The organism is Hydrogenophaga sp., from assembly GCF_025699295.1.
Classification (GTDB): Bacteria; Pseudomonadota; Gammaproteobacteria; order Burkholderiales; family Burkholderiaceae_C; genus Hydrogenophaga.
Map to the genome: position 1 here is coordinate 43,389 of NZ_JAILWB010000014.1, position 22,484 is coordinate 65,872.

21 protein-coding genes are annotated in these 22,484 nt (G+C 67.8%); 6 read left to right on the forward strand and 15 right to left on the reverse strand.

The genetic code is table 11. From position 1 onward, the window contains the following. Window positions 1–11: 11 nt before the first annotated feature. A complete protein-coding gene (locus K5880_RS15825; protein ID WP_297654336.1) occupies window positions 12–1,280 on the reverse strand; it encodes an efflux RND transporter periplasmic adaptor subunit in 1,269 nt (422 codons plus the stop codon). 153 nt (window positions 1,281–1,433) lie between these two features. On the opposite strand from K5880_RS15825, the gene K5880_RS15830 reads away from it, so the two are divergent. Then, the gene (locus K5880_RS15830) at window positions 1,434–2,135 is read left to right on the forward strand and encodes a TetR family transcriptional regulator (protein WP_297654339.1); all 702 of its coding nucleotides are present in this window, start codon (window positions 1,434–1,436) and stop codon (window positions 2,133–2,135) included. Here K5880_RS15830 and K5880_RS15835 read toward each other — a convergent pair. From K5880_RS15835 to K5880_RS15895, 13 genes are all read right to left on the reverse strand, one after another. Then, on the reverse strand, window positions 2,050–2,391 hold the full coding sequence (locus K5880_RS15835; protein WP_297654342.1) for a Na+/H+ antiporter subunit G: 342 nt from the start codon (window positions 2,389–2,391) through the stop codon (window positions 2,050–2,052). The two genes, K5880_RS15830 and K5880_RS15835, sit on opposite strands and share 86 nt — an antisense overlap. 12 nt (window positions 2,392–2,403) lie before the next feature. After that, window positions 2,404–2,679: a K+/H+ antiporter subunit F gene (locus K5880_RS15840; protein ID WP_297654345.1), complete on the reverse strand. Its 276-nt coding sequence runs from the start codon at window positions 2,677–2,679 to the stop codon at window positions 2,404–2,406. Further along, window positions 2,676–3,221 carry a Na+/H+ antiporter subunit E gene (locus K5880_RS15845; RefSeq protein WP_297654348.1) on the reverse strand — a complete coding sequence of 182 codons (546 nt, stop codon included), beginning with the start codon at window positions 3,219–3,221 and terminating at the stop codon, window positions 2,676–2,678. The genes K5880_RS15840 and K5880_RS15845 overlap by 4 nt, the downstream gene beginning before the upstream one ends. Continuing rightward, window positions 3,218–4,858 (reverse strand): monovalent cation/H+ antiporter subunit D, encoded by a 1,641-nt coding sequence (locus tag K5880_RS15850; RefSeq protein ID WP_297654351.1) that lies wholly within the window; start codon window positions 4,856–4,858, stop codon window positions 3,218–3,220. The genes K5880_RS15845 and K5880_RS15850 overlap by 4 nt, the downstream gene beginning before the upstream one ends. Then, complete coding sequence (locus K5880_RS15855) at window positions 4,851–5,231, reverse strand: Na+/H+ antiporter subunit C (protein ID WP_297654560.1); 381 nt, start codon at window positions 5,229–5,231, stop codon at window positions 4,851–4,853. Before K5880_RS15855 ends, K5880_RS15850 begins: the two co-directional genes overlap by 8 nt. A gap of 2 nt (window positions 5,232–5,233) precedes the next feature. After that, complete coding sequence (locus tag K5880_RS15860) at window positions 5,234–8,068, reverse strand: monovalent cation/H+ antiporter subunit A (RefSeq protein WP_297654354.1); 2,835 nt, start codon at window positions 8,066–8,068, stop codon at window positions 5,234–5,236. 84 nt (window positions 8,069–8,152) lie between these two features. Continuing rightward, window positions 8,153–9,325: an MFS transporter gene (locus tag K5880_RS15865; protein WP_297654563.1), complete on the reverse strand. Its 1,173-nt coding sequence runs from the start codon at window positions 9,323–9,325 to the stop codon at window positions 8,153–8,155. A gap of 8 nt (window positions 9,326–9,333) precedes the next feature. Continuing rightward, the gene (gene rmuC / locus K5880_RS15870) at window positions 9,334–10,707 is read right to left on the reverse strand and encodes a DNA recombination protein RmuC (protein WP_297654357.1); all 1,374 of its coding nucleotides are present in this window, start codon (window positions 10,705–10,707) and stop codon (window positions 9,334–9,336) included. Continuing rightward, window positions 10,707–11,702 (reverse strand): D-glycerate dehydrogenase, encoded by a 996-nt coding sequence (locus K5880_RS15875; protein ID WP_297654360.1) that lies wholly within the window; start codon window positions 11,700–11,702, stop codon window positions 10,707–10,709. Before K5880_RS15875 ends, rmuC begins: the two co-directional genes overlap by 1 nt. 5 nt (window positions 11,703–11,707) lie before the next feature. Further along, a complete protein-coding gene (locus K5880_RS15880; protein ID WP_297654363.1) occupies window positions 11,708–12,055 on the reverse strand; it encodes an FKBP-type peptidyl-prolyl cis-trans isomerase in 348 nt (115 codons plus the stop codon). A 33-nt stretch (window positions 12,056–12,088) separates the two neighbouring features. Beyond that, entirely contained in the window at window positions 12,089–12,811 is a 723-nt protein-coding gene (locus K5880_RS15885; protein WP_297654365.1) for a nitroreductase, read from the reverse strand. Then, window positions 12,808–13,260, reverse strand: coding sequence for a thioesterase family protein (locus tag K5880_RS15890; RefSeq protein WP_297654366.1), 453 nt, complete (start codon window positions 13,258–13,260; stop codon window positions 12,808–12,810). Before K5880_RS15890 ends, K5880_RS15885 begins: the two co-directional genes overlap by 4 nt. Next, window positions 13,257–14,243, reverse strand: coding sequence for a histone deacetylase (locus K5880_RS15895; protein WP_297654368.1), 987 nt, complete (start codon window positions 14,241–14,243; stop codon window positions 13,257–13,259). The genes K5880_RS15890 and K5880_RS15895 overlap by 4 nt, the downstream gene beginning before the upstream one ends. A 264-nt stretch (window positions 14,244–14,507) precedes the next feature. Here K5880_RS15895 and K5880_RS15900 point away from each other — a divergent pair, with 264 nt between their 5' ends. Further along, the gene (locus tag K5880_RS15900; protein ID WP_297654370.1) at window positions 14,508–15,050 is read left to right on the forward strand and encodes a phasin family protein; all 543 of its coding nucleotides are present in this window, start codon (window positions 14,508–14,510) and stop codon (window positions 15,048–15,050) included. Window positions 15,051–15,474: 424 nt separating this feature from the next. After that, window positions 15,475–16,530 carry an extracellular solute-binding protein gene (locus tag K5880_RS15905; RefSeq protein WP_297654373.1) on the forward strand — a complete coding sequence of 352 codons (1,056 nt, stop codon included), beginning with the start codon at window positions 15,475–15,477 and terminating at the stop codon, window positions 16,528–16,530. A gap of 146 nt (window positions 16,531–16,676) precedes the next feature. On the opposite strand, the gene ppk2 is transcribed toward K5880_RS15905, so the two are convergent. Then, complete coding sequence (gene ppk2 / locus K5880_RS15910) at window positions 16,677–17,585, reverse strand: polyphosphate kinase 2 (RefSeq protein WP_297654375.1); 909 nt, start codon at window positions 17,583–17,585, stop codon at window positions 16,677–16,679. Window positions 17,586–17,723: 138 nt separating this feature from the next. On the opposite strand from ppk2, the gene K5880_RS15915 reads away from it, so the two are divergent. From K5880_RS15915 to dnaG, 3 genes are all read left to right on the forward strand, one after another. Continuing rightward, entirely contained in the window at window positions 17,724–18,482 is a 759-nt protein-coding gene (locus K5880_RS15915; protein WP_297654378.1) for a 3-hydroxyacyl-CoA dehydrogenase, read from the forward strand. A gap of 134 nt (window positions 18,483–18,616) precedes the next feature. Next, window positions 18,617–20,416, forward strand: coding sequence for a gamma-glutamyltransferase family protein (locus K5880_RS15920; RefSeq protein WP_297654381.1), 1,800 nt, complete (start codon window positions 18,617–18,619; stop codon window positions 20,414–20,416). Window positions 20,417–20,457: 41 nt separating this feature from the next. Beyond that, window positions 20,458–22,419 carry a DNA primase gene (gene dnaG / locus K5880_RS15925; RefSeq protein ID WP_297654384.1) on the forward strand — a complete coding sequence of 654 codons (1,962 nt, stop codon included), beginning with the start codon at window positions 20,458–20,460 and terminating at the stop codon, window positions 22,417–22,419. Window positions 22,420–22,484 lie beyond the last annotated feature (65 nt).

A 22,484-nucleotide genomic window follows, 5' to 3' on the forward strand; every position in this document is an offset into this window, starting at 1 on the left:
TCGGGCGCTCCTTACTTCGCGGCGTCCGCAGCCTGAGCTGCGGGCGCCTTCGCAGCGGGTGCGCTGCCCGGCGCCTGCCAGGGCACCGCCTTCACCGGCGTACCGGGCGGCATCATCTGCAGCTTCTGGAAGCCGTCGACCATCACCTGCTCACCGGCCTGGAGGCCATCGACGATGACCCAGCGCCCGCCCTGCTCGCCACCCACCTTCACGGTGCGCGAGACCACCTTGCCGTCGGCGCCCACCACCGACACCTTGTCGCCCTGGGCCGAACGTGTGACCGCCTGCTGCGGCAGCGTGATGGCATTGCCCGCCGTCGCCTGCTCCAGGCGCACACGCACGTACAGGCCCGGCAGCAGTGTGCCCTTGGGGTTGGGCACCTCGGCGCGCAGCATGACCTGACCCGTGGCCGCGTCGACGGTGAGATCGGTGAACAGCAGGCGGCCCGGCTGTTCGTACACGCTGCCGTCCTCCATCACCACCTGCACGCTCGCGGCCTGGGCGCCCGCACCCTTGAGCTGCCCACTGTCCATGGCCTTGCGCAGCTTGTAGACCTCGCTCGCGGACTGGGTGAAGTTCACGTACATGGGGTTGATCTGCTGAATCACCGCCAGCTGCGTGGCCTCTCCCTGCCCGACCAGCGCGCCCTCGGTCACCAGCGCGCGGCCGATACGGCCCGAAATCGGCGCATTCACCCGCGCGTAACCCAGGTTGATGCTGGCGGTCTGCACCGCCGCCTTGCCCGCGGCCACATCGGCCTCGGCCTGTTTCTGCGCCGCAACGGCGCTGGCGTATTCCTGCTGGCTGATGGCGTTTTCCTTCACCAGCGGTGCGTAGCGCTCGGCCAGTGCGGCGGCCTGCGAGAGGTTGGCCTGCGAGCGCGCCAGGCTGGCCTGGGCGCTCTGCAGCGCGGCCGCATAGGGTGCGGCGTCGATGCGGAACAGCGCCTGACCGGCCTTGACGTCGCTGCCTTCGCGGAACAGGCGTTCCTGCAGGATGCCGGCGGCGCGCGCGCGCACCTGCGCCACGCGCGAGGCCTCCAGGCGACCGGGCAGTTCGGTCAGCAACCCAACGTCGCCCGGGGTCACGGTGATCACGCCCACCTCGGGCGCGGGCATGCCGCCCGGCGCCCCTCCCGCGGGCGGCTCGGACTGGCCGCAGGCGGCCAGCAACGCGGCCAACGCAAGGACAGACGTGCCGCGCGCCAGGCGGGCCGCTGACAAGGGGGCAAGGCGGTTGCGCCGCACGGGCACGGACTTGACGGGGCTCAAGGCTGGCATGGGAATCCTTGGGTATGAAGGGGGTTTGGGACGCGTGACCACCGGAAAAACCTGGTCGGCGTGCTGCCGCAAAGCGGCAAAGTATACATACATACAAGAATGTATGTATAGTCCTGCAAGGCCTCGGGGCCGTTCATTCTGGAGACAAACATCATGGTTCGACGCACCAAAGCCGATGCGCTGGCAACACGCAACAGCCTGCTGGATGCCGCCGAGCATCTGTTCCAGGCGCACGGCGTCTCGCGCACCTCGCTCAACGACATCGCCATCGAGGCCGGTACCACGCGCGGCGCCATCTACTGGCACTTCAAGGACAAGGCCGACCTGTTCAACGCCATGATGGAGCGCGTCACGCTGCCGCTGGAGTCCACCCTGGCGGGCACGGCGCGCACCGCCAGCACCACCGTCAACCCCCTGCTCTCGCTGCGCGACTCGATGATGAGCGCGCTCAAACAGACCGCCACCGACGAGCAGACGCGGCGCGTATTCGAGGTCGCCACGCACAAGGTGGAGTATGTGAGCGAGATGCAGGCCGTGCGCGACCGCCACCTGCAGGTGCGCAACGAGTGCATGGCGATGACCGAGGAAGCACTGCGCGAGGCCGTGCGGCGCGAGGACATTGCGCTGGCCATGCCGGTGGCCACCGCGGCCCTCGGCCTGCACGTGATCATCGACGGCCTGATCCAGAACTGGCTGCTCGACCCCGAGGCATTCGACCTCATGAAGAGCGGGCGCCACACCGTGGACGCCTACCTGGCTGGCCTGGGCTTCACCCTTCCCGCCGCTCGGGCACCGCACCGGGTGGCACCGGCGCGCGCGAGGCCAGTTGCAAGTGCAAGGCTGCCTGGGCCATGAGGTTGGCCGACACCGGCGCAGTGATGAACACGAACAGCGTGATCAGCAGCTCGGCCACCCCCGCGCGATCCTGCACCGCGGCCACCAGCATGGAAGCGATCAGGACACCGCCCACGCCCAGCGTGGACGCCTTGGTCGGTGCATGCAGGCGCATGTAGAAATCCGGCAGGCGCAGCAGGCCGATCGCGCCCACCAGCAGGAAGAAGGCCGCAATCAAGATCAGGGCGGCGGCCAGCCATTCGATGACAGGATGCATGAGAAGGACTCCTTATTCGACCACGTCGCCGCGACTCAGGTAGCGCGCCAGCGCCACGGTGGAGGCAAAGCCCAGCATGGCCACCAGCAGAGCAGCTTCGAACAGCAGGGCCGTCTGCCAGCGCATGCCCAGCAACACGATCAGGGCCACCGTGTTCAGGTACAGCGTGTCGATCGCGAGCAGGCGGTCGGTGATTTCGGGCCCGCGCAGCAGGCGCCAGCCGCAGAGCAGCACGGCCAGCGCGACCGCCGCCGTGCCGATGTTCAAGGCCAGGTCGAGGACGTTCATGACGGGGTCCTTTCCACGGGTGTCTGTCCGAAGATGGCCATCAGCGGGGCTTCATAGCGCGCCTTCATGTCGTCGATCATGGCCTGCGCGTCGTCGCAGTCGAGCGCATGCACCAGGATCAGGTGGCGCTGCTCGTCGATCACGCACGACACCGTGCCGGGCGTGGTTGTGATGATGGAGGCGAACAGGGCGTTGACGCGTGCGTGGTCGCACGCCAGCGGCACCGGTAGCCAGGCCGGCCGGGGCCGGCTCATCGGTCCGAGCACCAGGCGCGCCACCGCGATGTTGGACATCACGATGTCACGCAGCACCACGACCGTCAGGCGCATCGCCGGTGCCCATCGGACGCGGCTGACCGGCGCGAGGAACGGGCGCAGCAGGCGCGGCACGATCAGGCCGATCAGCAGCGCCGAAAGCAGGTGCACCGGCTCCAGGCTGCGCGAGAGCGCCAGCCAGCTTGCGACCAGCAGCAGCGAGAGCACCGGGTGGCTGAACCAGCCGTCCTTGCGTGCGACGGCATCGGGTGGGTTGTCCGGGGTCATGGGCGCTCCTTCGGGGTGGGTGCCGGCACCACACCGTCGTACGGCCGGGTGGTGGGCTGGCGCGAGGCGTCCGGGCCGAGCACGGCGCGCACGTAGGCGGCCTGATCGGCCAGCTGGGCGGCGGCGGCATCGGTGTAGCGTTTGACGGGCGACGCCAGCACGGCCATCGCGACCGTGACCAGCATGAAGGCCCAGACCGCGGAAAGCAGCTTCACGCTGGAGCCGGACGCCGCGCCCACGGCTTGCTCTGTCTCGACGTGCCAGAACACGATCACACCGGCGCGCGCGAGCCCCACGATGGAGAGGAAACCGACCACGAGCACCACCGTCCAGACCCAGGCCTGGGCGGGCAGGCCCGAAGCGCTCTCGAGCACCATGAGCTTGCCCAGGAATCCCGGCAGCGGCGGCAGACCGGCCACCGAGGCGGCCCCAAAGATCATCATCAGGCCCAGCAGCACCGGCTCGCGCACCGCCACCGCGGGGCGCAGGCGGTCCAGCGCTTCGCCGCGCTGGGAAGCCATCAGCTCCACGAGCAGGAACAGGCCGGCGATCACCACCGTGCTGTGCAGCGTGTAGTACAGCGACGCCGACAGCGTGGCCGGCGTGAACAGGCCCACACCCGCCAGGATGGTGCCGACCGATGACACCGTGAGGTAGGCCACCATTCGGCCCATGCTGTGCGCGGCCAGCGCACCCAGCACCCCGAGCACGCTGGTCGTGAGCGCCAGCGGCAGCAGCCAGCCCTGCGCGGCCAGCGCGGCCTCGCCCGCCTGCGGGCCGAACACCACCCAGTGCACGCGGATGATGCTGTACACGCCGACCTTGGTCATGATGGCGAAGAGCGCGGCCACCGGCGCGCTCGCAGCCGCGTAGGTGGCTGGCAGCCAGAAGTACAGCGGCACGAGCGCTGCCTTGAGGCCGAACACGGCGAGCAGCACCAGGGCGGCCGCGCGCGCGATCAGCGCCGCGTCGCCCGTGAGCCCCCCCAGGCGCAGCGCCACGTCGGCCATGTTGAGCGTGCCGGTGACGGCGTAGATCATCGCCAGGCCGATCAGGAACAGGCCGGAGGCGCTCAGGTTGAGCACCACGTAATGCACACCCATGCGGAAGCGCTCGCGCCCCTGGCCGTGCAGCAGCAGGGCATAGGACGCGATCAGCAACACCTCGAAGAACACGAACAGGTTGAACAGGTCACCCGTGAGGAAGGCGCCGCACAAGCCCATGAGCTGGAACTGGAACAGGGCGTGGAAATGGCGCCCCCGCATGTCCCAGCCGCCGGTGGCGTACCAGAGCGCGGGCACGGCCACGGCGTAGGTCAGCAGGACCATCAGGGCCGAGAGGCGGTCCAGCACGAGCACGATGCCGAAGGGCGCGGGCCACTCGCCGAGCTGGTAGACCAGCAGCTCGCCACCGGCCGCGCGCTGCACCAGTTGCACCGCCATGAACAGCCCCAGCAGCACCGAGGCCATGGCCAGGTTGCGGCGCCAGCGCACACGCGCGCTGCCATGGCCACCGCCCTGCGCCGCCAGACCGGAGGAGTCGCCCAGCAACAACATGCCCACGGCGGTGAACGCCGGCAGCAGCACCGACAGCACGGGCGCGTGCAAATGCCAGAACGAGACGATGGCGTCAAACATCGGTGGCGCCTCCCGCCTGTGGCGCGACGGGCCTGCGGCCCTGCACTGCCCGGGGTTCGTGCCCGTCTACATGGTCGCTCCCGCTTTCGTGGTTGCTGCGCAGCGCGAGTTCGATGACGAAGCCCGTGGTGGCGAAACCGATCACGATGGCGGTGAGCACCAGGGCCTGCGGCAGCGGGTCGGCCACCGTGGTATTGCCCGCCAGGATGGGCTGCGCATTGGTCCACAGCCGGCCCATCACGAAGATGAACACATTGACGGCATAGCCGAACAGTGACAGGCCGAGCACCACCGCAAAGGTGCGGCCGCGCAGCATGAGGTAGATGGCGCATGCGGTCACGATGCCGATGCCGGTGGCCAGCAGGAATTCCATGCTCATGTGAGGCTCCTGGACGAAGGAACGGACGAGGCGTCGACCTCGCGCGAGACGGTGCCCAGCACCGAGATGGTCAGCAGGGTCGCTCCGACCACGGTGAGGTAGACCCCCAGATCGAACAACGCGGCCGAGGCCAGCGGCAGATCACCCAGCACCGGTACATGCGGGTGTCCGTGCGCGCTGGTGAGAAACGGGCGACCCCAGAAGAAGGCGCCCACGCCCGTGAGGCCGGCGATGCCCAGGCCGGCACCGACCCAGCGCACGAAGCGGCGCCCGGCGTGGGCACGCAGCAGCGCCTCGGCCCTGCCCTGCCCCTGCGACATGAACTGCAGCACCAGCGCCACCGCGGTGATCAGGCCGGCGATGAAGCCGCCGCCAGGCATGTTGTGGCCGCGCATGAAGATGTAGAGGGTGAACACCAGCGCCAGCGGCAGCACCACCGCGGCCGCCACGCGCAGCAGCAAGGGCTGGCGGGCAAAGGTCCAGGCACGGCCCTGCGGGTCGGTCTGGGCGCGCCGCGTGCGCAAACCGTCCATCAGGGCCAGCACGCCCACCGCCGCGATGCCGAGCACGGTGATCTCGCCAAACGTGTCATAGCCCCGGAAGTCGACCAGGATCACGTTGACCACGTTGCTGCCACCGCCCACGGGCAACGACTTTTCCAGGAAGTACCAGCTGATGGAATCGTGATCGCGCGTGAGCAGTACCCAGGCGACCCAGGCGATGGCACCACCACCGGCGAGCGCGAGCGCGGCGTGACCAGTGCGGCGCGCGGTGCTGCTCTCGCGCGGCGAATGCTGGGGCAGCAGGGCCAGCCCCATGAGCAGCAGCACGGTCGACACCACCTCCACCGAGAGCTGCGTGAGCGCGAGATCAGGCGCTGACAGGCTCACGAAGGCCAGCGAGGTCACGAGACCGACCAGGCCCACCAGCACCACGGCCTGGAAGCGCTGGTGATGGGTGAAGGCCAGCGCGACGCAGGTCGCCAGCAGCAGCAACCAGATGGCCGCCGCCAGCGGCGAGGCCGGCAGCAGTTCGCGCGTCCCCGCGCCAATGCCGCTGCCCAGCAAGGGTCCGGCGCCGAACACGATCGCCGCGCCCAGCAGCCAGGCAACGTAGCGCTGGAGCGCACCGTTCTCCAGCACTCCGGACAGGCGGCCTGAAAAGCCGAACAGGGAGTCGATCGAGCCCTCGAACATCCGCCGCCCGGTGGCTCGACCGAACCATGCCTCCGAGCTGATGCGGTGCAGCCACTTGCCGCGGGCGAGCCACAGGTACAGTGCCGCACCACCCGCCAGGGCGACAGCGCTCATCAGCAGCGGCAGGTTGAAACCGTGCCAGATCGCCAGGTGGTACTCGGGCAGCGCTTTGCCGGCCAGGGCGCCGGCGGCCACATGCACCAGCGGGCCAAAGGTGAGCGCGGGCAGCAGCCCGACCACGATGCACATCGCCACCAGCAGCATCGACGGCAGCTTCATGCCCAGCGGCGGCTCGTGCGGGTGCGGGTTGGGCACGTCGCCCACCGGGCCGTTGAACCAGGTGTCGTGCACCAGACGCACCGAATAGGCCACGCTGCAGATGCTGCCCAGCGTCACCAGCACCGGCACCAGCCATCCCCACAAGCCCGAGGTGCCCACCACCGCCTCGGTGAGGAACATCTCCTTGGACAGGAAACCGTTGGTCAGCGGCACGCCCGCCATGGAGGCCGCGGCCACCATGGACAGCGTGGCCGTCCAGGGCATGAGGCGGTACAGGCCACCGAGCTGGCGCATGTCGCGCGAATGGGTCTCGTGGTCGACGATGCCCGCGATCATGAACAGCGAGGCCTTGAAGGTGGCGTGGTTGAGCACGTGGAACACCGCGGCCACGGCGGCCAGCGGCGAACCCAGTCCCACCAGGAAGGTGATCAGCCCGAGGTGGCTCACCGTGGAATACGCCAGCAGACCCTTGAGGTCATGCTTGAAGATCGCCACGAAGGCCGCGAACACCATGGTCACCAGGCCGGCCGTGACCACGATGCCTTCGAACCAGCCCGATCCCGCGAGGATGGGGTAGAGGCGCATCAGCAGGAACACGCCCGCCTTCACCATGGTGGCCGAGTGCAGGTAGGCCGACACTGGCGTGGGCGCGGCCATGGCGTCGGGCAGCCAGAAGTGGAACGGGAACTGCGCGCTCTTGGTGAAGCAGCCCAGCAGGATCAGCAACAGCGCGGGCAGGAACATCGGGTCGGCCTGGATGCGTGCGACCTGCCCGAGCATGGCGCTGATCTCGTAGGTGCCCGCAATCTGCCCGAGCAACACAAAACCCCCGAGCATGGCCAGGCCGCCGCCGCCGGTGACGGCCAGCGCCTGGCGCGCGCCAGCGCGTGCATCGGACCGGTGGCTCCAGTAGCCCACCAGCAAGAACGACGACAGGCTGGTGAGCTCCCAGAACACGATCAACAGCAGCAGGTTGTCCGACAGCACGATACCGAGCATGGCTGCCATGAACAGCATCATTTCGCTGAAGAACTTGGCCACCGAGTCCTTCGCGCTGAGGTACCAGTGCGCGTAGATGACGATCAGCAGGCCGATGAACAGGATCAGGCCCGCGAACATCAGCGACAGACCGTCAAGCTTGAACACGAGGTCCAGACCGATCTCGGGCACCCACTGCCAGCGGTTCATGACGACCTCGCCCGCCATCACGGCGGGCGCGTGGGACACCAGCAGCGCCAGGCTGGCCAGTGTGACAAGGCCGGCGACCACGGCGGTGAGGGTTCGGGACCGGGTCCCCAGCCACAGCGTGGACAGGGTTCCCAGCAAGAGCGGCAGCAGAACGATGAGCAACAGCACGGAGCGCTTTCGGGCTTTTTTGACAGCCCCCGATACTAAAGGCAGCGCGGCAGCGCCTTCCTGACGATCGCCTGTCCGACGCGTTCAGGGCTCCTCGCGCTGCGGCGGCACATCGGCTTGGGGTGTGCGCATCGTCCAGGCCAGCGGCGAGCCCGCGCCCACCGTGGCCCCCACGAGCCAGAACACGGCGCTCACACCGATGACCGCGCCCACGGAACCGAACAGCAGCGGCATCACCACGCTCGAGCCGTTGATGGCCATCGCGCGCAGCCCCAGCGCTTCACCGTGGCGGTGCGGTGGCGTCATCTGGTGCAGCGCGCTCATGATCATGGGCTGCACCGAACCCAGTGCGAGGCCCAGCAGCACCGACAGCGCGCCCATGGCCCACGCCGCATGCACCAGGGGATACACCGCGAACAGCATCGCAGTCGCGCACATGGCCGTACCGATCACCACCGACTCGCGCAGGCGTGCTGCCAGCCAGGGCATGAGCAGGCGAATGGCGGTAGCGGCCAGTGCGAAGGCACCGAGGATGGAGCCGATGACGGTGGCGCTCAGACCGCGCTCATGGCCCAGCACCGGTACCAGGAAAGTGTGCACGTCCCAGCAGGACGAGAGCATCCAGTTGATCATCATCAGCCGGCGAAACGCCCTGTCGCGCAGCAAGTTCCAGGACGACCCGCTGGACTGGCGCAGCGCAGGAGCGACCGGCTCGTTCTCGACCGCGCGGCGTACCCAGAACCAGGCCATCGAAGGCAGCAGGGCCAGCAACAGGAAGGCGGCGCGAAACCCGAAACTGTCGATCATCACGCCCGCGGCAAAGGGACCCAGAAAGTTGGAGATGGAGGGGCCCACGGCCATCCAGCTGAAGACCTGCTTGAGTTCGGTCGGCCCGTGCGCCAGGCGTCCCACGTGGCGTTGCAGCGCGATCATGGCCAGACCCGTGGCCGCGCCGCAGGTGAAGGCGGTGAAGCACAGCACACCGAAGACGGGAAAGGCCACGGCCAGAGCCGCGCCGGCCGACGCGGTGCCGACCGCCAGTGCCACCGGCTTCTTCAGACCGCGCCGGTCGGCATACCGACCTGCCGGCAAGGCCATGAGAACCGGCGCGAGCGCGAACAGCGCCAGCAGCATGCCCACAGCCGCGGGGCTGTAGCCCTCGCGCAATGCCATCAGCGGTGCGGCCATGCGAAAGCCCGTCATGCAGGCATGCAGGCTGATCTGCGCCGCGATCAGGCGCGCCAGATCCAGGCGCAGCGCGGGGTTCAAGCGTCTCCGTTGTCGGCAGGGTCCAGCGGCAGCAGCGCACTGGCCTGGTCCTGCGGCAGGGCTTCCACCGCCTTGAGCGCGCGCCCCATGGCGCGGCTGCGCGTCTCGGCGCTGTCGAGCGTGTTGAGCACGGTCTGGGTCTGGCTCTTCACGCGCGCCAGCACCTCGCCGAACTTGCCGAACTCGGTCTTGACCGCGCCCAGTACCTGCCAGACCTCGCTGGAGCGCTTCTCCAGCGCGAGGGTGCGAAAGCCCATCTGCAGGGAGTTGAGCATGGCCATGAGCGTGGTCGGCCCGGCCAGCGTCACGCGGTGCTCGCGCTGCAGCACCTCCATCAGACCGGGCCGGCGCAGCACCTCGGCGTACAGGCCTTCGGTGGGCAGGAACAGGATGGCGAAATCGGTGGTGTGCGGCGGCTCCAGGTACTTGTCGGCCATGGACTTCGCCTCCAGGCGGATGCGCTGCTCCAGCGCCCGGCCCGCAGCCTCCGCGCCTTCCACATCGGCGCGCTGCTGCGCATCGAGCAGGCGCTCGTAGTCCTCGTTGGGAAACTTGGCGTCGATCGGCAGCCAGCATGGCACGCCATCGTCGCCGCGGCCTGGCAGCTTGATCGCAAAGTCGACCGTGAAGCGGCTGCCCGGTTTGGTCATCACCTGCACCGCGTACTGGTCGGGTGCGAACACTTGCTCGAGCAGGGCCGCGAGTTGCGCCTCGCCGAACATGCCACGCGTCTTCACGTTGGTCAGCAGGTGCTTGAGGTCGCCCACCCCCTGCGCCAGGGTCTGCATCTCGCCCAGGCCCTTGTGCACCTGCTCCAGCCGGTCGGCCACCTGCTTGAAACTCTCGCCCAGGCGCGCCTGCAGCGTGCTCTGCAGCTTTTCATCGACCGTGGCGCGCATCTCGTCGAGCTTGGCGGCATTGCCCTGCTGCAGCTGCTGCAACTGCGCATCCAGCGTGGTGCGAATCTCTGCCAGGCGGCGCGCGTTGCCCTCGCCCATGTCCTGCAGCTGGCGCGTGAGCGTATCGCCCAGGGTGCCGCGCAACTGCACCAGTTGCTGAGCGAAGGCGTCGAGCTGTGCGTTCTGCGTGCGCGTGGTCTCGGCCGCTTGCGCGGTGATCGACTCCTGGAAGCGGCTCAGGCTGTGCTGCTGCTCCTGGCGCGCGGCGCGCGCGTTGTCGCCCACCTCGCGGCGCAATTCGCCTTCGACATGCTCCACACGCAGCGCGATCTGCTGCATCTGCGCCAGCACCGCCTGCCGGTGCGCAAGCTCGCCGGCATCGGGTTCGGGCCGCCTGCGCAGCAGCAGGATCTGCAACAGCACGCCGGCAGCGGCGAGCAGCAGCAGGGCAAGGAGCAACCAGGTGTTCATCAGGCGCGCGCGTTCTTCCCGATGATCCCGGCGTTGAGGGGCGTGCGCGGCTGACCCTTGACGAGATAGTCGATCACGTTGTCCGCCGCCAGCATGGCCATGGCACGGCGCGTCTGGATGGTGGCGCTGGCAATGTGCGGGGTGAGCACCACGTTGGGCACGGCGAGCAGATCCGGGTGCACTTTGGGCTCGCCTTCGAACACGTCCAGGCCGGCGGCGGCGATGCGACGCTCCTTCAGCGCCTTCGCCAGCGCCGCGTCGTCCACGATGCCGCCGCGCGCGATGTTCACCAGCGTGGCGGTTGGCTTCATCTGCGCGATCTCGGCTGCGCCGATGGCGTGGTGGCTCTCGGCGCTGTAGGGCAGCACAAGGATGAGGTGGTCTGCCTCGCGCAGCAGGGTGGCCTTGTCCACATAGCCGGCCTTGCATTCGGCTTCGGTGGTCGCGTCCAGCCGCGAGCGATTGTGGTAGATCACCTTCATGCCGAAGCCCAGCGCGCCGCGGCGCGCGATGGCCTGGCCAATGCGGCCCATGCCCAGGATGCCCAGCGTGCTGCCATGCACCTCGGCGCCGGCGAACATGTCCAGCGCCCAGCGATTCCACTGGCCGGCACGCAGGAAATGCTCGCTCTCGGTCACGCGGCGCGCGGTGGCCATGAGCAGCGCGAAGCCGAAGTCGGCCGTGGTCTCGGTGAGCACGTCGGGCGTGTTGGTGGCCAGCACCCCGGCCGCACTCAGCGCGGGCAGGTCGAAGTTGTTGTAGCCCACGGCGATGTTGGCCACGATGCGCAACTGCGGGCACGCGGCGACGATGGCGCCGTCGATGCGCTCGCTGCCGGTGGTGAGCACCCCGGCCTTGCCCTGCAGCCGCTCGATGAGCTGCGCGGGCGTGAGCACCCCGTCGCCGTCGTTGTGGTCGACGTCGAAATGCTGGCGCAGGTGCTCCACCACATCCGGGAATATCCTGCGCGAAACGAGAATGGCGGATCGGGCCATGGCGCTCAGACCGCCAGCAGATCGACTTCGAACAACAGCGTGGCGTTGGGCGGGATCACGCCACCTGCACCCCGTGCGCCGTAGCCCAGCGAGGCAGGAATGACGAGGCGGCGCGTGCCACCGACGGCCATGCCCTGCACGCCTTCGTCCCAGCCCTTGATGACGTGGCCCGCACCGAGCGGAAATTCGAACGGCTGGCCACGGTCCTTGCTGGAGTCGAACTTGGCGCCTTGCACGCCGTCGTTGTAGAGCCAGCCCGTGTAGTGCACCTGCACGGGATGCCCGGCCTGTGCCACGTCGCCGCTGCCGACCACGGTGTCTTCATACTGCAGGCCGCTGGGGGTGGTGATCATGATGTGTCTCCTTGGAACGAATGAAAGCCGCGATTATTCCAGCCAGGTCGTGAACGACCCGACCGGTTCGCGCGGCGTGTGAAAACCGTTGACGGGCGCATCCGGGTCCGCATAACCCAGCGCCATGCCGCAGACCAGCATTTCGTTGTCGCCAGCACCGATGTGCGGCAGGATGATTCTCGCGAAGCCGTTCCAGGCCGCCTGCGGGCAGGTGTGCAGGCCATGGGCGCGCGCAGCCACCATGATGGTCTGCAGGAACATGCCGTAGTCCACCAGCGAGCCCCGCCCCATGATGCGATCGAGCGTGAACATCAGGCCCACGGGCGCATCGAAGAAGCGGAAGTTGCGCTGGTGCTGCGCGTGCATCTTGTCCTTGTCGCCTTTGGTGATGCCGAGCAGCCCGTACAGGCTCCAGCCGTTCTCGCGTCGGCGATCAATGTAGGGGCTGACCCATTTTTCCGGGTAGTAGTCGTATTCCTCGCGGTACTCGGCCGCCAGCGACGGATCGGCACGCAACGCATCGTGCGCGGCGCACACCTTCTGCACGAGTCCGTCGCGGCATGCGCCATTCAGCACGTACACCTTCCAGGGCTGGGTGTTGGTGCCCGAGGGCGCGCGGCTGGCCAGCTCCAGCAGGTGCTCGATCGTGGCGCGCGGCACGGGATCGGGCAGGAAGGCGCGGGCCGACATGCGGCTGTTGATGGCGGCATCGACGCTGGCGGCATCCATGACGCGGGCCGCGGGGTTGTGGGTCATCGCAAGCTCTCCAGGGTGTGTTTGAGTTTCTCGGGCAGTGGCACCGGCCGGCGGGTCTCGCGGTCGACGTACACATGCACGAAGTGGCCACAGGCCGCCGCCCCGTCTTCACCGTCGGCGAACAGCCCCACCTCGTAGCGCACGCTGGAGCTGCCCATGTGCGCCACCCGCAGGCCTGCCCACACGGTCTGCGGAAAAGCCAGTGGCGCGAAATAGTTGCACTGCGTCTCGATCACCAGGCCGATCACCGCGCCGTCATGGATGTCAAGGGCGCCCTGCTCGATCAGGTGCGCATTGACCGCCGTGTCGAACCAGCTGTAGTAGACGACGTTGTTCACATGGCCATACACATCGTTGTCGCTCCAGCGCGTGCCGATAGGTCGGAACACGCGGTAGGCGCTGCGGGGCAAGGGCTGTGGGCGCGCGGCCGTATTGCTGGCGTTGTTCATGCGGCGGCATTGTGCCAGTGGCCTGCTCCCGCACCTGTCGCTCCCGCGGGCACCTGCGACCGCCAGCGCTCGCGGTACTGCAGCGCCGCACCATAGGTATTGACCTGCACCTGCACCGTGGCCTCCAGGTCGTGGCCGTAGCCGCCTCCCATGGCAAAAGCCAATGGAATGCGGCGGCGCCAGGCCCAGTCCATCACCCGGCGGTCGCGCGCTTCCAGCCCGTCGAACGTGAGCTTGAGGCGGCCGAGCCGGTCTCCTTCATGGGGGTCGGCACCAGCCAGGTACAGCACCAACCCGGGGTCGAAGCGTTGCTCCATTGTCTCCAGCGCTCGCTCGAGGGCGTCGAGGTATTCCGTGTCACCACAGCCGTCGGGCAGTTCGACATCGACGTCACTCGGCTCCTTGCGAAACGGGAAGTTCTTCGCCCCATGCAGCGAGAGGGTGAACACGGTGTCGTCGTGCGCGAAGATGTGCGCCGTACCGTTGCCCTGGTGCACGTCCAGGTCGATGATCGCCACCCGCAGCGGACCGTGGGCACGCCGTGTGCGCGCGTATTCGGCCTGCATCAGGCGCGCGGCCACCGCAAGATCGTTGAACACGCAGAAGCCGCTGCCCTTGCCGGCGTAGGCGTGGTGCGTGCCCCCGGCCAGGTTGGCCGCCAGCCCCGCGCCATCCAGCGCGCTGCGACAGGCCAGCAGCGTGGCCCCCACCGAGCGCCGTGCCCGTTCGGCCATGGCCAGGCTCCAGGGGAACCCGATCTCGCGCTGCGCCGCCGCGCTCAGGCTGCCCTGGGCGACGGCTTCGATGTAGGCCGGGGTGTGCACCAGCGCCAGCTCACCGTGGCTGGCCGGCAGCGCTTCCAGCAACTCCACCTGTGGCAACTCCGCCCGCAATCGCTCGCGCAGGCGCGCGTACTTGCCCATGGGAAAGCGGTGGCCACTGGGCAGGGGAAGGACAAAGTGGTCGGCGTAGTAGGCGTGCACGGGGCAGTGCCCACAAGGGGCCTGAAGAGGTAACGGCCCATTGTGTCCGGATCGCGAATCCGCCGGGCACGCACGACTTTTAGAACACGATCCCTAGAATGCTGCACTGCAGCAAAAAAGGCTTGCACTGACACGGGTTATCCCTATAATTCAGGTCATGTTGCAGCGCAGCAAAGTGAACGAAAACAACAGCGTCCAGACAGCGCGGTGTTCTCAGCAGCCTTCAACTAAGCCCTGTTTTTTTACAAGTTTAGGAGTTTGAACATGTTGACCGCCGAACAAATGATTGCCGCCCAGAAAGCCAACATCGAGACCATCTTCGGTCTGACCCAGAAAGCCTTCGAAGGCGTCGAAAAGCTGGTTGACCTGAACGTGCAGGCCACCAAGGCCGCCCTGTCCGAGTCCGCCAACAGCGCCCAGGCCCTGATGAGCGTGAAAGACGCCCAGGAACTGCTGGCTCTGCAAGCCAACCTGATGCAGCCTCTGGCCGAGAAAACCGTGGCCTACAGCCGCCACCTGTACGACATCGCTTCGGGCACCACCGCCGAATTCGGCAAGGCCGCTGAAGCGCAAGCCAGCGACACCCAGAAGAAATTCCTGGCTGTCGTGGACAACGCCGCCAAGAACGCTCCCGCCGGTTCCGAGACCGCCGTGGCCGTGATGAAGAGCGCTGTCTCCGCCGCCAACAACGCCATGGAATCTGTGCAGAAGGCCGTCAAGCAAGCCACCGAAATGGCCGAGTCCAACTTCAACACCGTGACGTCCTCCGCCGTGAGCGCCACGAAGTCGGCCGCCAAAAAGCGCTGAACAGCACCGCGATCGTGCCGTTGATCGGCCCGCTTGACACACGTCGAAGGGGCCACACTAGTATCAAGTCACGTCGCGCTGACCCCCATCAAGGCAGCGCTTGAACCTCAAGTCTGTTTTTCTGGTTGTCTCCTCGGGTCCTTTTCGAAATTCGATTTCATCGGACCCCTTAAGCCCTCACTGCAAGGTGAGGGCTTTTTTTATGCCCCGACGGCCAGCGCGCGACGAGCGCAGACACGCGCGCAGCGTCACCGCGCAGTGCGCACCCGGCCCCGGGTTCCCCGGGAAGCGTTGCAAAACCTATTAAGAACGATTCGTGTTTGTGCTAGCATGACGAAGCCATTTTTCCGCTGCCGGCAACGCACATTGCCGTAAGGAGCCTTCCCACGCCTTCGGCGCTATCCACTCACCGAAAGATCCTCACATGCACAACACCCTCAAGTTCTCCCTGGCAGCCTCGGCCCTGGCTGCCGCCCTGGGCGCCCAGACCGTCGCGCACGCACAGGACAAGGTGCTCAACCTCTATTCGGCACGCCATTACCAGACCGACGAGGCGATGTACGAGGCCTTCACCCGGACCACCGGCATCAAGATCAACCGGGTCGACGCGGACGATGCCGGCATCGTTGCGCGGCTGCGTGCCGAGGGCGCGGCCTCCCCCGCCGACGTGATCATGCTGGTGGACGCAGCGCGCCTGGCGTCGGCCGACAGCCAGGGGCTGTTCCAGCCCATCAAGTCCGCCAAGCTGGACGCGGCCATCCCTGCCAACCTGCGCGCAGATGCCGGCCCGGATGGTGTGACCTGGACCGGCTTCTCGACCCGAGCCCGCGTGATCGTGTACGACCCGATGCGCGTGAAACCTGCCGACGTGGCCACCTACGAGCAACTTGCCGACCCCAAGCTCAAGGGCATGGTCTGCACGCGAACGGGCTCGCACCCCTACAACCTCTCACTGTTCTCCACCGTGGTCGAGCGTCTGGGGGACCAGAAGGGCGAGGCGTGGCTCAAAGGGGTGGTGGACAACATGGCCCGCGCACCCAAGGGCGGTGACACCGACCAGATCAAGGCCGTGGCCTCGGGCGAGTGCGGTGTGGCGCTGACCAATTCCTACTACGTGGCACGGCTGATCAAGTCTTCCAAGCCGGAAGACCGCGCGGTGATGGACAAGGTGCGCGTGGTGTTCCCCAACCAGGGAACCAGCGGCACGCATGTGAACATCGCCGGCGCGGCCGTGGCCAAACACGCCAAGAACCGCGACAACGCCATTCAGTTCATGGAGTTCCTGGCCAGCCCGTTCGCGCAGGACTACTTCGCCAACGGCAACAACGAGTTCCCGGCGGTCAAGGATCTGAAAGTGGCCAACCCCGCCATCAAGGCCATGGGTGGCGACAACTTCAAGGCCGAGACCGTGCCCCTGGGCGCGGTCGCCAGGAACATGACCAAGGTGCAGCAGATGCTGGACCGCGTCGGGTACAAGTAACCCCCCCGCCGCGCTTCGCGCGACCCCCTCAAGGGGGCAATGCCTGCGGACCGGCGGAGCCGGATCCGCGGCATTCTGGACTTGAGGTGCTTCGGCTGAAGAAAAGCCCCTGTGCATTCACACGGGGCTTTTCTTTTCCGCGGCGGTCAGAACACCTGGGGCACGTAAATTTCGCCGGGCACCTGATGGCGGCGGTAGCCTTCGTGGCGCACGCGCTCAGGGAGCGTGATCGCCGGCCGCTCCACCTCGCCGTAGGGCATCTGCTGCAGCAGGTGGTGGATGCAGTTCAGGCGCGCCTTCTTCTTGTCGTCCGCCTGCACCACCCACCACGGGGACTCGGGGATGTGGGTGCGCTCCAGCATCACTTCCTTGGCCTGGGTGTAGAGCTCCCAGCGGCGGCGGCTCTCCAGGTCCATGGGGCTGAGCTTCCACTGCTTGAGGGGGTCGTGGATGCGCCCCAGGAAGCGCAGGTGCTGCTCTTCGTCGGAAATCGAAAACCAGTACTTGATGAGCTGGATGCCCGAACGCACCAGCATCTTCTCGAACTCGGGCACAGAGCGAAAGAACTCCTCGTACTGTTCGTCGGTACAGAAGCCCATGACGCGCTCGACGCCGGCGCGGTTGTACCAGCTGCGGTCGAACAGCACCATCTCGCCGGCCGCAGGCAGGTGCGCGGCGTAGCGCTGGAAATACCACTGTGTGCGCTCGCGATCGTTGGGCGCAGGCAGCGCGGCCACGCGGCATACGCGCGGGTTCAGGCGCTGGGTGATGCGCTTGATCGCCCCGCCCTTGCCCGCCGCGTCGCGGCCCTCGAACACGAACACCACCTTGTGCCCGGTGGCCACCACCCAGTCCTGCAGCTTGACCAGTTCGGCCTGCAGGCGGAACAGCTCGCGGAAGTAGACGCGGCGCGCTTCCTTCTGCTGCACCTCGTCAACCGCGGGAGCCAACGCGTCCAGGTGCCGGTCCTCGAACTCCATCTCCAACTCTTCGTCGTAGCCGTCCATGAGGTCGGTGTGGATGCGGCGCATCAGCTCATCGTGGCTGTCGAACATGGGGACTCCGTGAATGGGACAAAGCGCTCAGGCTAGGCGGGGTTCATGACAACGGCGTGACACCACCATGTCGCATAATCACCGGTCAATTGACGTTTACGTCAACGTCACACCCCTCATCCCACAGGAGCTCACACCATGGACATCCAAGGCAAGGTTTTCATCGTCACCGGCGGCGCGTCCGGGCTGGGCGAAGGCACGGCACGCATGCTCGCGGCCCACGGCGGCAAGGTCGTCATCGCCGACATGCAGGCCGACAAGGGCGAAGCGGTGGCCAAAGACATCGGTGGCGCCTTCGTCAAGTGCGACGTGAGCAGCGAAGCCGACGGCCAGGCCGTGGTGGCCCAGGCGGTGTCGATGGGCAAGCTCATGGGTCTGGTGAACTGCGCGGGCATCGCGCCGGCCGAAAAGACCGTGGGCAAGAACGGCGCGCACAACCTGGGCGTCTACACCAGGACCATCATGGTCAACCTGGTCGGCAGCTTCAACATGATCCGCCTGGCCGCTGAAGCGATGAGCAAGAACGAGCCCGAGGCCACGGGCGAGCGCGGCGTGATGATTTCCACCGCCAGCGTGGCGGCCTATGACGGGCAGATCGGCCAGGCTGCGTACGCCGCTTCCAAGGGCGGCATCGTCGGCATGACGCTGCCGATCGCGCGCGACCTGGCGCGCAACGGCATCCGCAACATGACCATCGCACCGGGCATCTTCGGGACGCCCATGCTGTTCGGCATGCCCAAGGAAGTGCAGGACGCGCTCGCCGCCGGCGTGCCCTTCCCCAGCCGCCTGGGCACGCCCGACGACTACGCCAAGCTGGCGAAACACATCATCGAAAACGACATGCTCAACGGCGAGGTGATCCGCCTCGATGGTGCGATCCGCCTCGCACCGAAGTAAGCTCACTCCGCGCCGCGCCTGCGGCGCATCACCCCTTACGGGGGCAACACCTGTGGCCTGTCCAGAGCCTGTCGAAGGACAGTTCCGCGGTGTTCTCGAAGGGCTTCCCTTCGTTGACATGGATGAGGCTTCACATGAGACGTCTTGCGCTGATCACCGCCCTGGTCTTGCTGAGCGCCTGCGCCGCTCCGCCCTCTGCGACCGTGCAACAGCCAGAAGGCGCGTCGGGCCTCACTGCCAAGCCGGGCTGGACCTTCCAGCGCCAGGCCGTGGCCGCGGCCAACCCGCTGGCCACCGAGGCGGGCGCGCAGATCCTGCGCGCTGGCGGCAGCGCGATGGACGCGGCGATCGCGGTGCAGATGGTGCTCACCCTGGTGGAGCCGCAGTCCAGCGGCATCGGAGGCGGTGCCTTCCTGCTGCACCACGACGGCCAGCGGCTGCAGGCCTTCGACGGCCGTGAGACCGCGCCCGCCGCCGTGGACGACACCCTGTTTCTGGACGCGCAAGGCAAACCACTGCCCTTCGACACGGCCGTGGCCAGCGGGCGCTCGGTGGGCACACCAGGCACGGTGGCCCTGCTCGCGGCGGCCCACCGGCAACACGGCAAGCTGCCCTGGGCCCGCCTGTTCGAACCGGCCATCACCCTGGCCGAACAGGGCTTCGCCATCAGCCCGCGCCTGCACGCGCTGCTGCTGGCCGAGAATGCGCTGCGCAAGGATCCCGTGGCCGCGGCCTATTTCTACCGGCCCGATGGCCAGCCCCACCCGCCGGGCCACCGGTTGCGCAACCCTGAACTGGCCCAGGTGCTGCGCGGTATCGCCGCGAGCGGACCGGCGGCGTTCTACGAAGGGCCCGTGGCGCGCGCCATGGTCGACAAGGTGGCCCGGCACCCCGAGCTACCCGGCACGCTGAGCCTGGACGACCTCAGGCGCTATGCACCGCGCGAGCGCGAAGCCCTCTGCCACGACCTCACCGTGATCCTCAAGGCGCTGCGCGTGTGCGGCTTTCCGCCGCCGAGCTCCGGCGCCATCGCCATCGGTCAGATCCTGGGCCTGATGGCGCGCACGCCGCAGGGTGCGGCGCCGCTGGTCAACGGCCTGCCCTCGGCGGACTGGCTGCACAGCTACGCCGAGGCCTCGCGGCTGGCCTTCGCGGACCGTGCCCTGTATCTGGCCGACCCCGATTTCGTGAGCCCGCCGGCGGGCCGCTGGGACAGCCTGCTCGACGCGCGCTACCTGGACGAGCGCGCGCGGCTGATCACTTCCGCGCGCATGCCACAGGCACCGGCAGGCCGACCGGGCGGCGCCCAGGTGGCCTGGGCGGCCATGCCCGATCAGCCCGAACACGGCACCAGCCACATCAGCATCGTCGACGCCTTCGGCAACGCCCTGGCCATGACCACCACCATCGAGGCCGCCTTCGGCTCGCGCCAGATGGTCACCACCGACCCGAAGCGCCCAGGCGGCTTCCTGCTCAACAATGAGCTCACCGATTTCAGCTTCTCGCCGCGCGATGCGCAGGGCCGCGCCATCGCCAACCGGGTCGAGCCCGGCAAGCGACCGCGCTCGTCGATGTCGCCCACGCTGGTGTTCGACAAGGCCAGTGGCGAAGTGGTCATGAGCACCGGCAGCCCGGGCGGTGCGCTCATCATCCACTTCACCGCCAAGACGCTGCACGGGGCATTGCAATGGGGCCTGACACCGCAGGCCGCCATTGACCTGCCCAACTTCGGCACCCTGGGCGGCCCGCTGCTGCTGGAGCAGCAGCGCTTCCTGACCAGCACGGTGCAGAACCTGCGGCAACGTGGGCACACGGTCGTGGAGACCGCGCTGCCCAGCGGCCTGCAGGCCCTCATGCGCGGCAGTGAGGGCGGGCAGCGCGCATGGCTGGGGGGTGCTGATCCACGCCGAGAAGGCATCGTCGCGGGCGACTGACCCGCCACTCGTGCCCGGGAGCCATCGGTCAGAATACCCCGGTGGCCATCCCCCAGACCTTCATCCAGGAACTGCTCAACCGCGTCGACGTGGTCGACGTGGTGGGCCGCTACGTGCAGCTCAAGAAGGGCGGCGCCAACCTGATGGGCCTGTGCCCGTTCCATGGGGAGAAGTCACCTTCATTCAGCGTCAGCCCCACGAAACAGTTCTATCACTGCTTCGGCTGCGGAGCCAACGGCAACGCCATCGGCTTCCTGATGGAACACGCCGGCATGAGCTTCATCGAGGCGGTGAAAGACCTCGCCCAGCAAACCGGCATGCAGATGCCGGAAGACGACGCCTCGCCGCAGGACCGCGAGCGCGCCGCACAGCAGCGCCAGAAGCAGGCCACGCTCACCGACGTGCTGGAGAAGGCCGCGCAGGCCTATGCGAAGCAGCTCAAGGCATCCCCGCGCGCGGTGGCCTACCTGAAGGGCCGAGGCCTGTCCGGCCGCATCGCCAAGACCTTCGGCCTGGGCTACGCGCCCGAAGGCTGGCGCGCGCTGGCCAGCGTGTTTCCCGACTACCAGGAACCGCTGCTGGTCGAGTCCGGCATGGTGATCGAGCACGAGGACGAAAAGGGCGCTGACGGCCAGGCGAAACGGTATGACCGCTTTCGCGACCGCATCATGTTCCCGATCCGCAACGTCAAGGGCGAATGCATCGGCTTTGGTGGACGCGTGCTCGACAGGGGCGAACCCAAGTACCTCAATTCGCCCGAAACCCCGGTGTTCAGCAAGGGCCGTGAACTCTACGGCCTGTTCGAGGCCCGCACTGCAATCCGCGTCGCCGGCTATGCACTCGTCACCGAAGGCTACATGGACGTGGTCGCGCTCGCCCAGCTCGGCTTTGCCAACGCCGTGGCCACGCTGGGCACGGCCTGCACGCCCGAGCACGTGCAGAAGCTGTTCCGCTTCACCGACAGCGTGGTCTTCAGCTTCGACGGCGACGGCGCCGGCCGGCGTGCGGCGCGCAAGGCGCTGGATGCCGCCCTGCCCCTGGCGACCGACACGCGCAACGTGAAGTTCCTCTTCCTGCCCGCCGAACACGACCCCGACAGCTACGTCCGCGAACACGGCGAAGCCGCTTTCGCCCAGTGTGTGAAGGACGCCACGCCGCTCTCGCGCTTCCTGGTCGAAGCCGCCGGTGCCGACTGCGACCTCTCCACGGCAGAAGGCCGCGCCCGCATGGCCAGCCAGGCGCGACCACTCTGGAGCGCGCTGCCCGACGGCGCGCTCAAACGCCAGCTCATCGGCGAGCTCTCCAGTGGCATCGGCATCGGCAGCGCGGACCTGCTGCAGCTCTGGCAGCAGGCGGGTGGTGACACGCGCACGCCACGCGCCGCTGGTCACGCGTCCTCCCACGCGCCGCACGAGCCGGGTTACGACGGTGGCGCCACTTACGCCCAGGCGGGCAGCGCGTATGGCGGCAGTGGCTACCGCGGCGACGGTGGCAGCCATGGCAACAAGGGGTACGGCAAGTGGCGCAAAACCCCGCCACCACCGCCGCGCATGCTGGGCACGCGCCGCACCGGCGGCAGCCGGGCCGACCGCGCAGTGGGCCTGCTGCTTACCAACGCCCCGGCCTGGGACAGCCTGTCGGCCGACGACCACGCCCTGCTTGCCCATCTCGATGCGCCGCACGGTGCATTGTTCGGCTGGCTCGAAGCCCAGTTGCACGAACACGGCCACCAGCCCTGGGCCGCGCTGCGCGAAGCCTTGCGCGGACACGAGCACGAGGCCTTTGCCTGCGCGCAGGCCGAGCAGGTCACCCTGGGCGCGGACCCCGCCACCGAACTCTCCGAACTGGCCGACGTAATGAACCGGCTGCGCCGCGACGGCCTGGAAGAACAGGCCCGCCAACTGGCCGAGCGCGTTGCCGCGGGGGACAGCGGCGCCATGGACGACTACAAGCGCGTGCGCGAGCAGTTGCAGGCGCTCATCGTTGCCAGCGCCACACCCTGACCTGACAAATATTCAGCACCAGCGGTATAATCCAAGGCTTTGCACCGCAAGCGCGACAGCAGCAC

Coding starts and splice junctions, on each gene's coding strand:
- K5880_RS15835 (WP_297654342.1), bottom strand. CDS start 2,391: ATGCATCCTGTCATCGAATGGCTGGCCGCCGCCCTGATCTTGATTGCG.
- K5880_RS15855 (WP_297654560.1), bottom strand. CDS start 5,231: ATGGAATTCCTGCTGGCCACCGGCATCGGCATCGTGACCGCATGCGCC.
- K5880_RS15845 (WP_297654348.1), bottom strand. CDS start 3,221: ATGACCCCGGACAACCCACCCGATGCCGTCGCACGCAAGGACGGCTGG.
- K5880_RS15850 (WP_297654351.1), bottom strand. CDS start 4,858: ATGTTTGACGCCATCGTCTCGTTCTGGCATTTGCACGCGCCCGTGCTG.
- K5880_RS15905 (WP_297654373.1), top strand. CDS start 15,475: ATGCACAACACCCTCAAGTTCTCCCTGGCAGCCTCGGCCCTGGCTGCC.
- K5880_RS15880 (WP_297654363.1), bottom strand. CDS start 12,055: ATGATCACCACCCCCAGCGGCCTGCAGTATGAAGACACCGTGGTCGGC.
- K5880_RS15875 (WP_297654360.1), bottom strand. CDS start 11,702: ATGGCCCGATCCGCCATTCTCGTTTCGCGCAGGATATTCCCGGATGTG.
- K5880_RS15920 (WP_297654381.1), top strand. CDS start 18,617: ATGAGACGTCTTGCGCTGATCACCGCCCTGGTCTTGCTGAGCGCCTGC.
- K5880_RS15890 (WP_297654366.1), bottom strand. CDS start 13,260: ATGAACAACGCCAGCAATACGGCCGCGCGCCCACAGCCCTTGCCCCGC.
- K5880_RS15840 (WP_297654345.1), bottom strand. CDS start 2,679: ATGAACGTCCTCGACCTGGCCTTGAACATCGGCACGGCGGCGGTCGCG.
- K5880_RS15915 (WP_297654378.1), top strand. CDS start 17,724: ATGGACATCCAAGGCAAGGTTTTCATCGTCACCGGCGGCGCGTCCGGG.
- K5880_RS15825 (WP_297654336.1), bottom strand. CDS start 1,280: ATGCCAGCCTTGAGCCCCGTCAAGTCCGTGCCCGTGCGGCGCAACCGC.
- K5880_RS15885 (WP_297654365.1), bottom strand. CDS start 12,811: ATGACCCACAACCCCGCGGCCCGCGTCATGGATGCCGCCAGCGTCGAT.
- K5880_RS15830 (WP_297654339.1), top strand. CDS start 1,434: ATGGTTCGACGCACCAAAGCCGATGCGCTGGCAACACGCAACAGCCTG.
- K5880_RS15900 (WP_297654370.1), top strand. CDS start 14,508: ATGTTGACCGCCGAACAAATGATTGCCGCCCAGAAAGCCAACATCGAG.
- ppk2 (WP_297654375.1), bottom strand. CDS start 17,585: ATGTTCGACAGCCACGATGAGCTGATGCGCCGCATCCACACCGACCTC.
- rmuC (WP_297654357.1), bottom strand. CDS start 10,707: ATGAACACCTGGTTGCTCCTTGCCCTGCTGCTGCTCGCCGCTGCCGGC.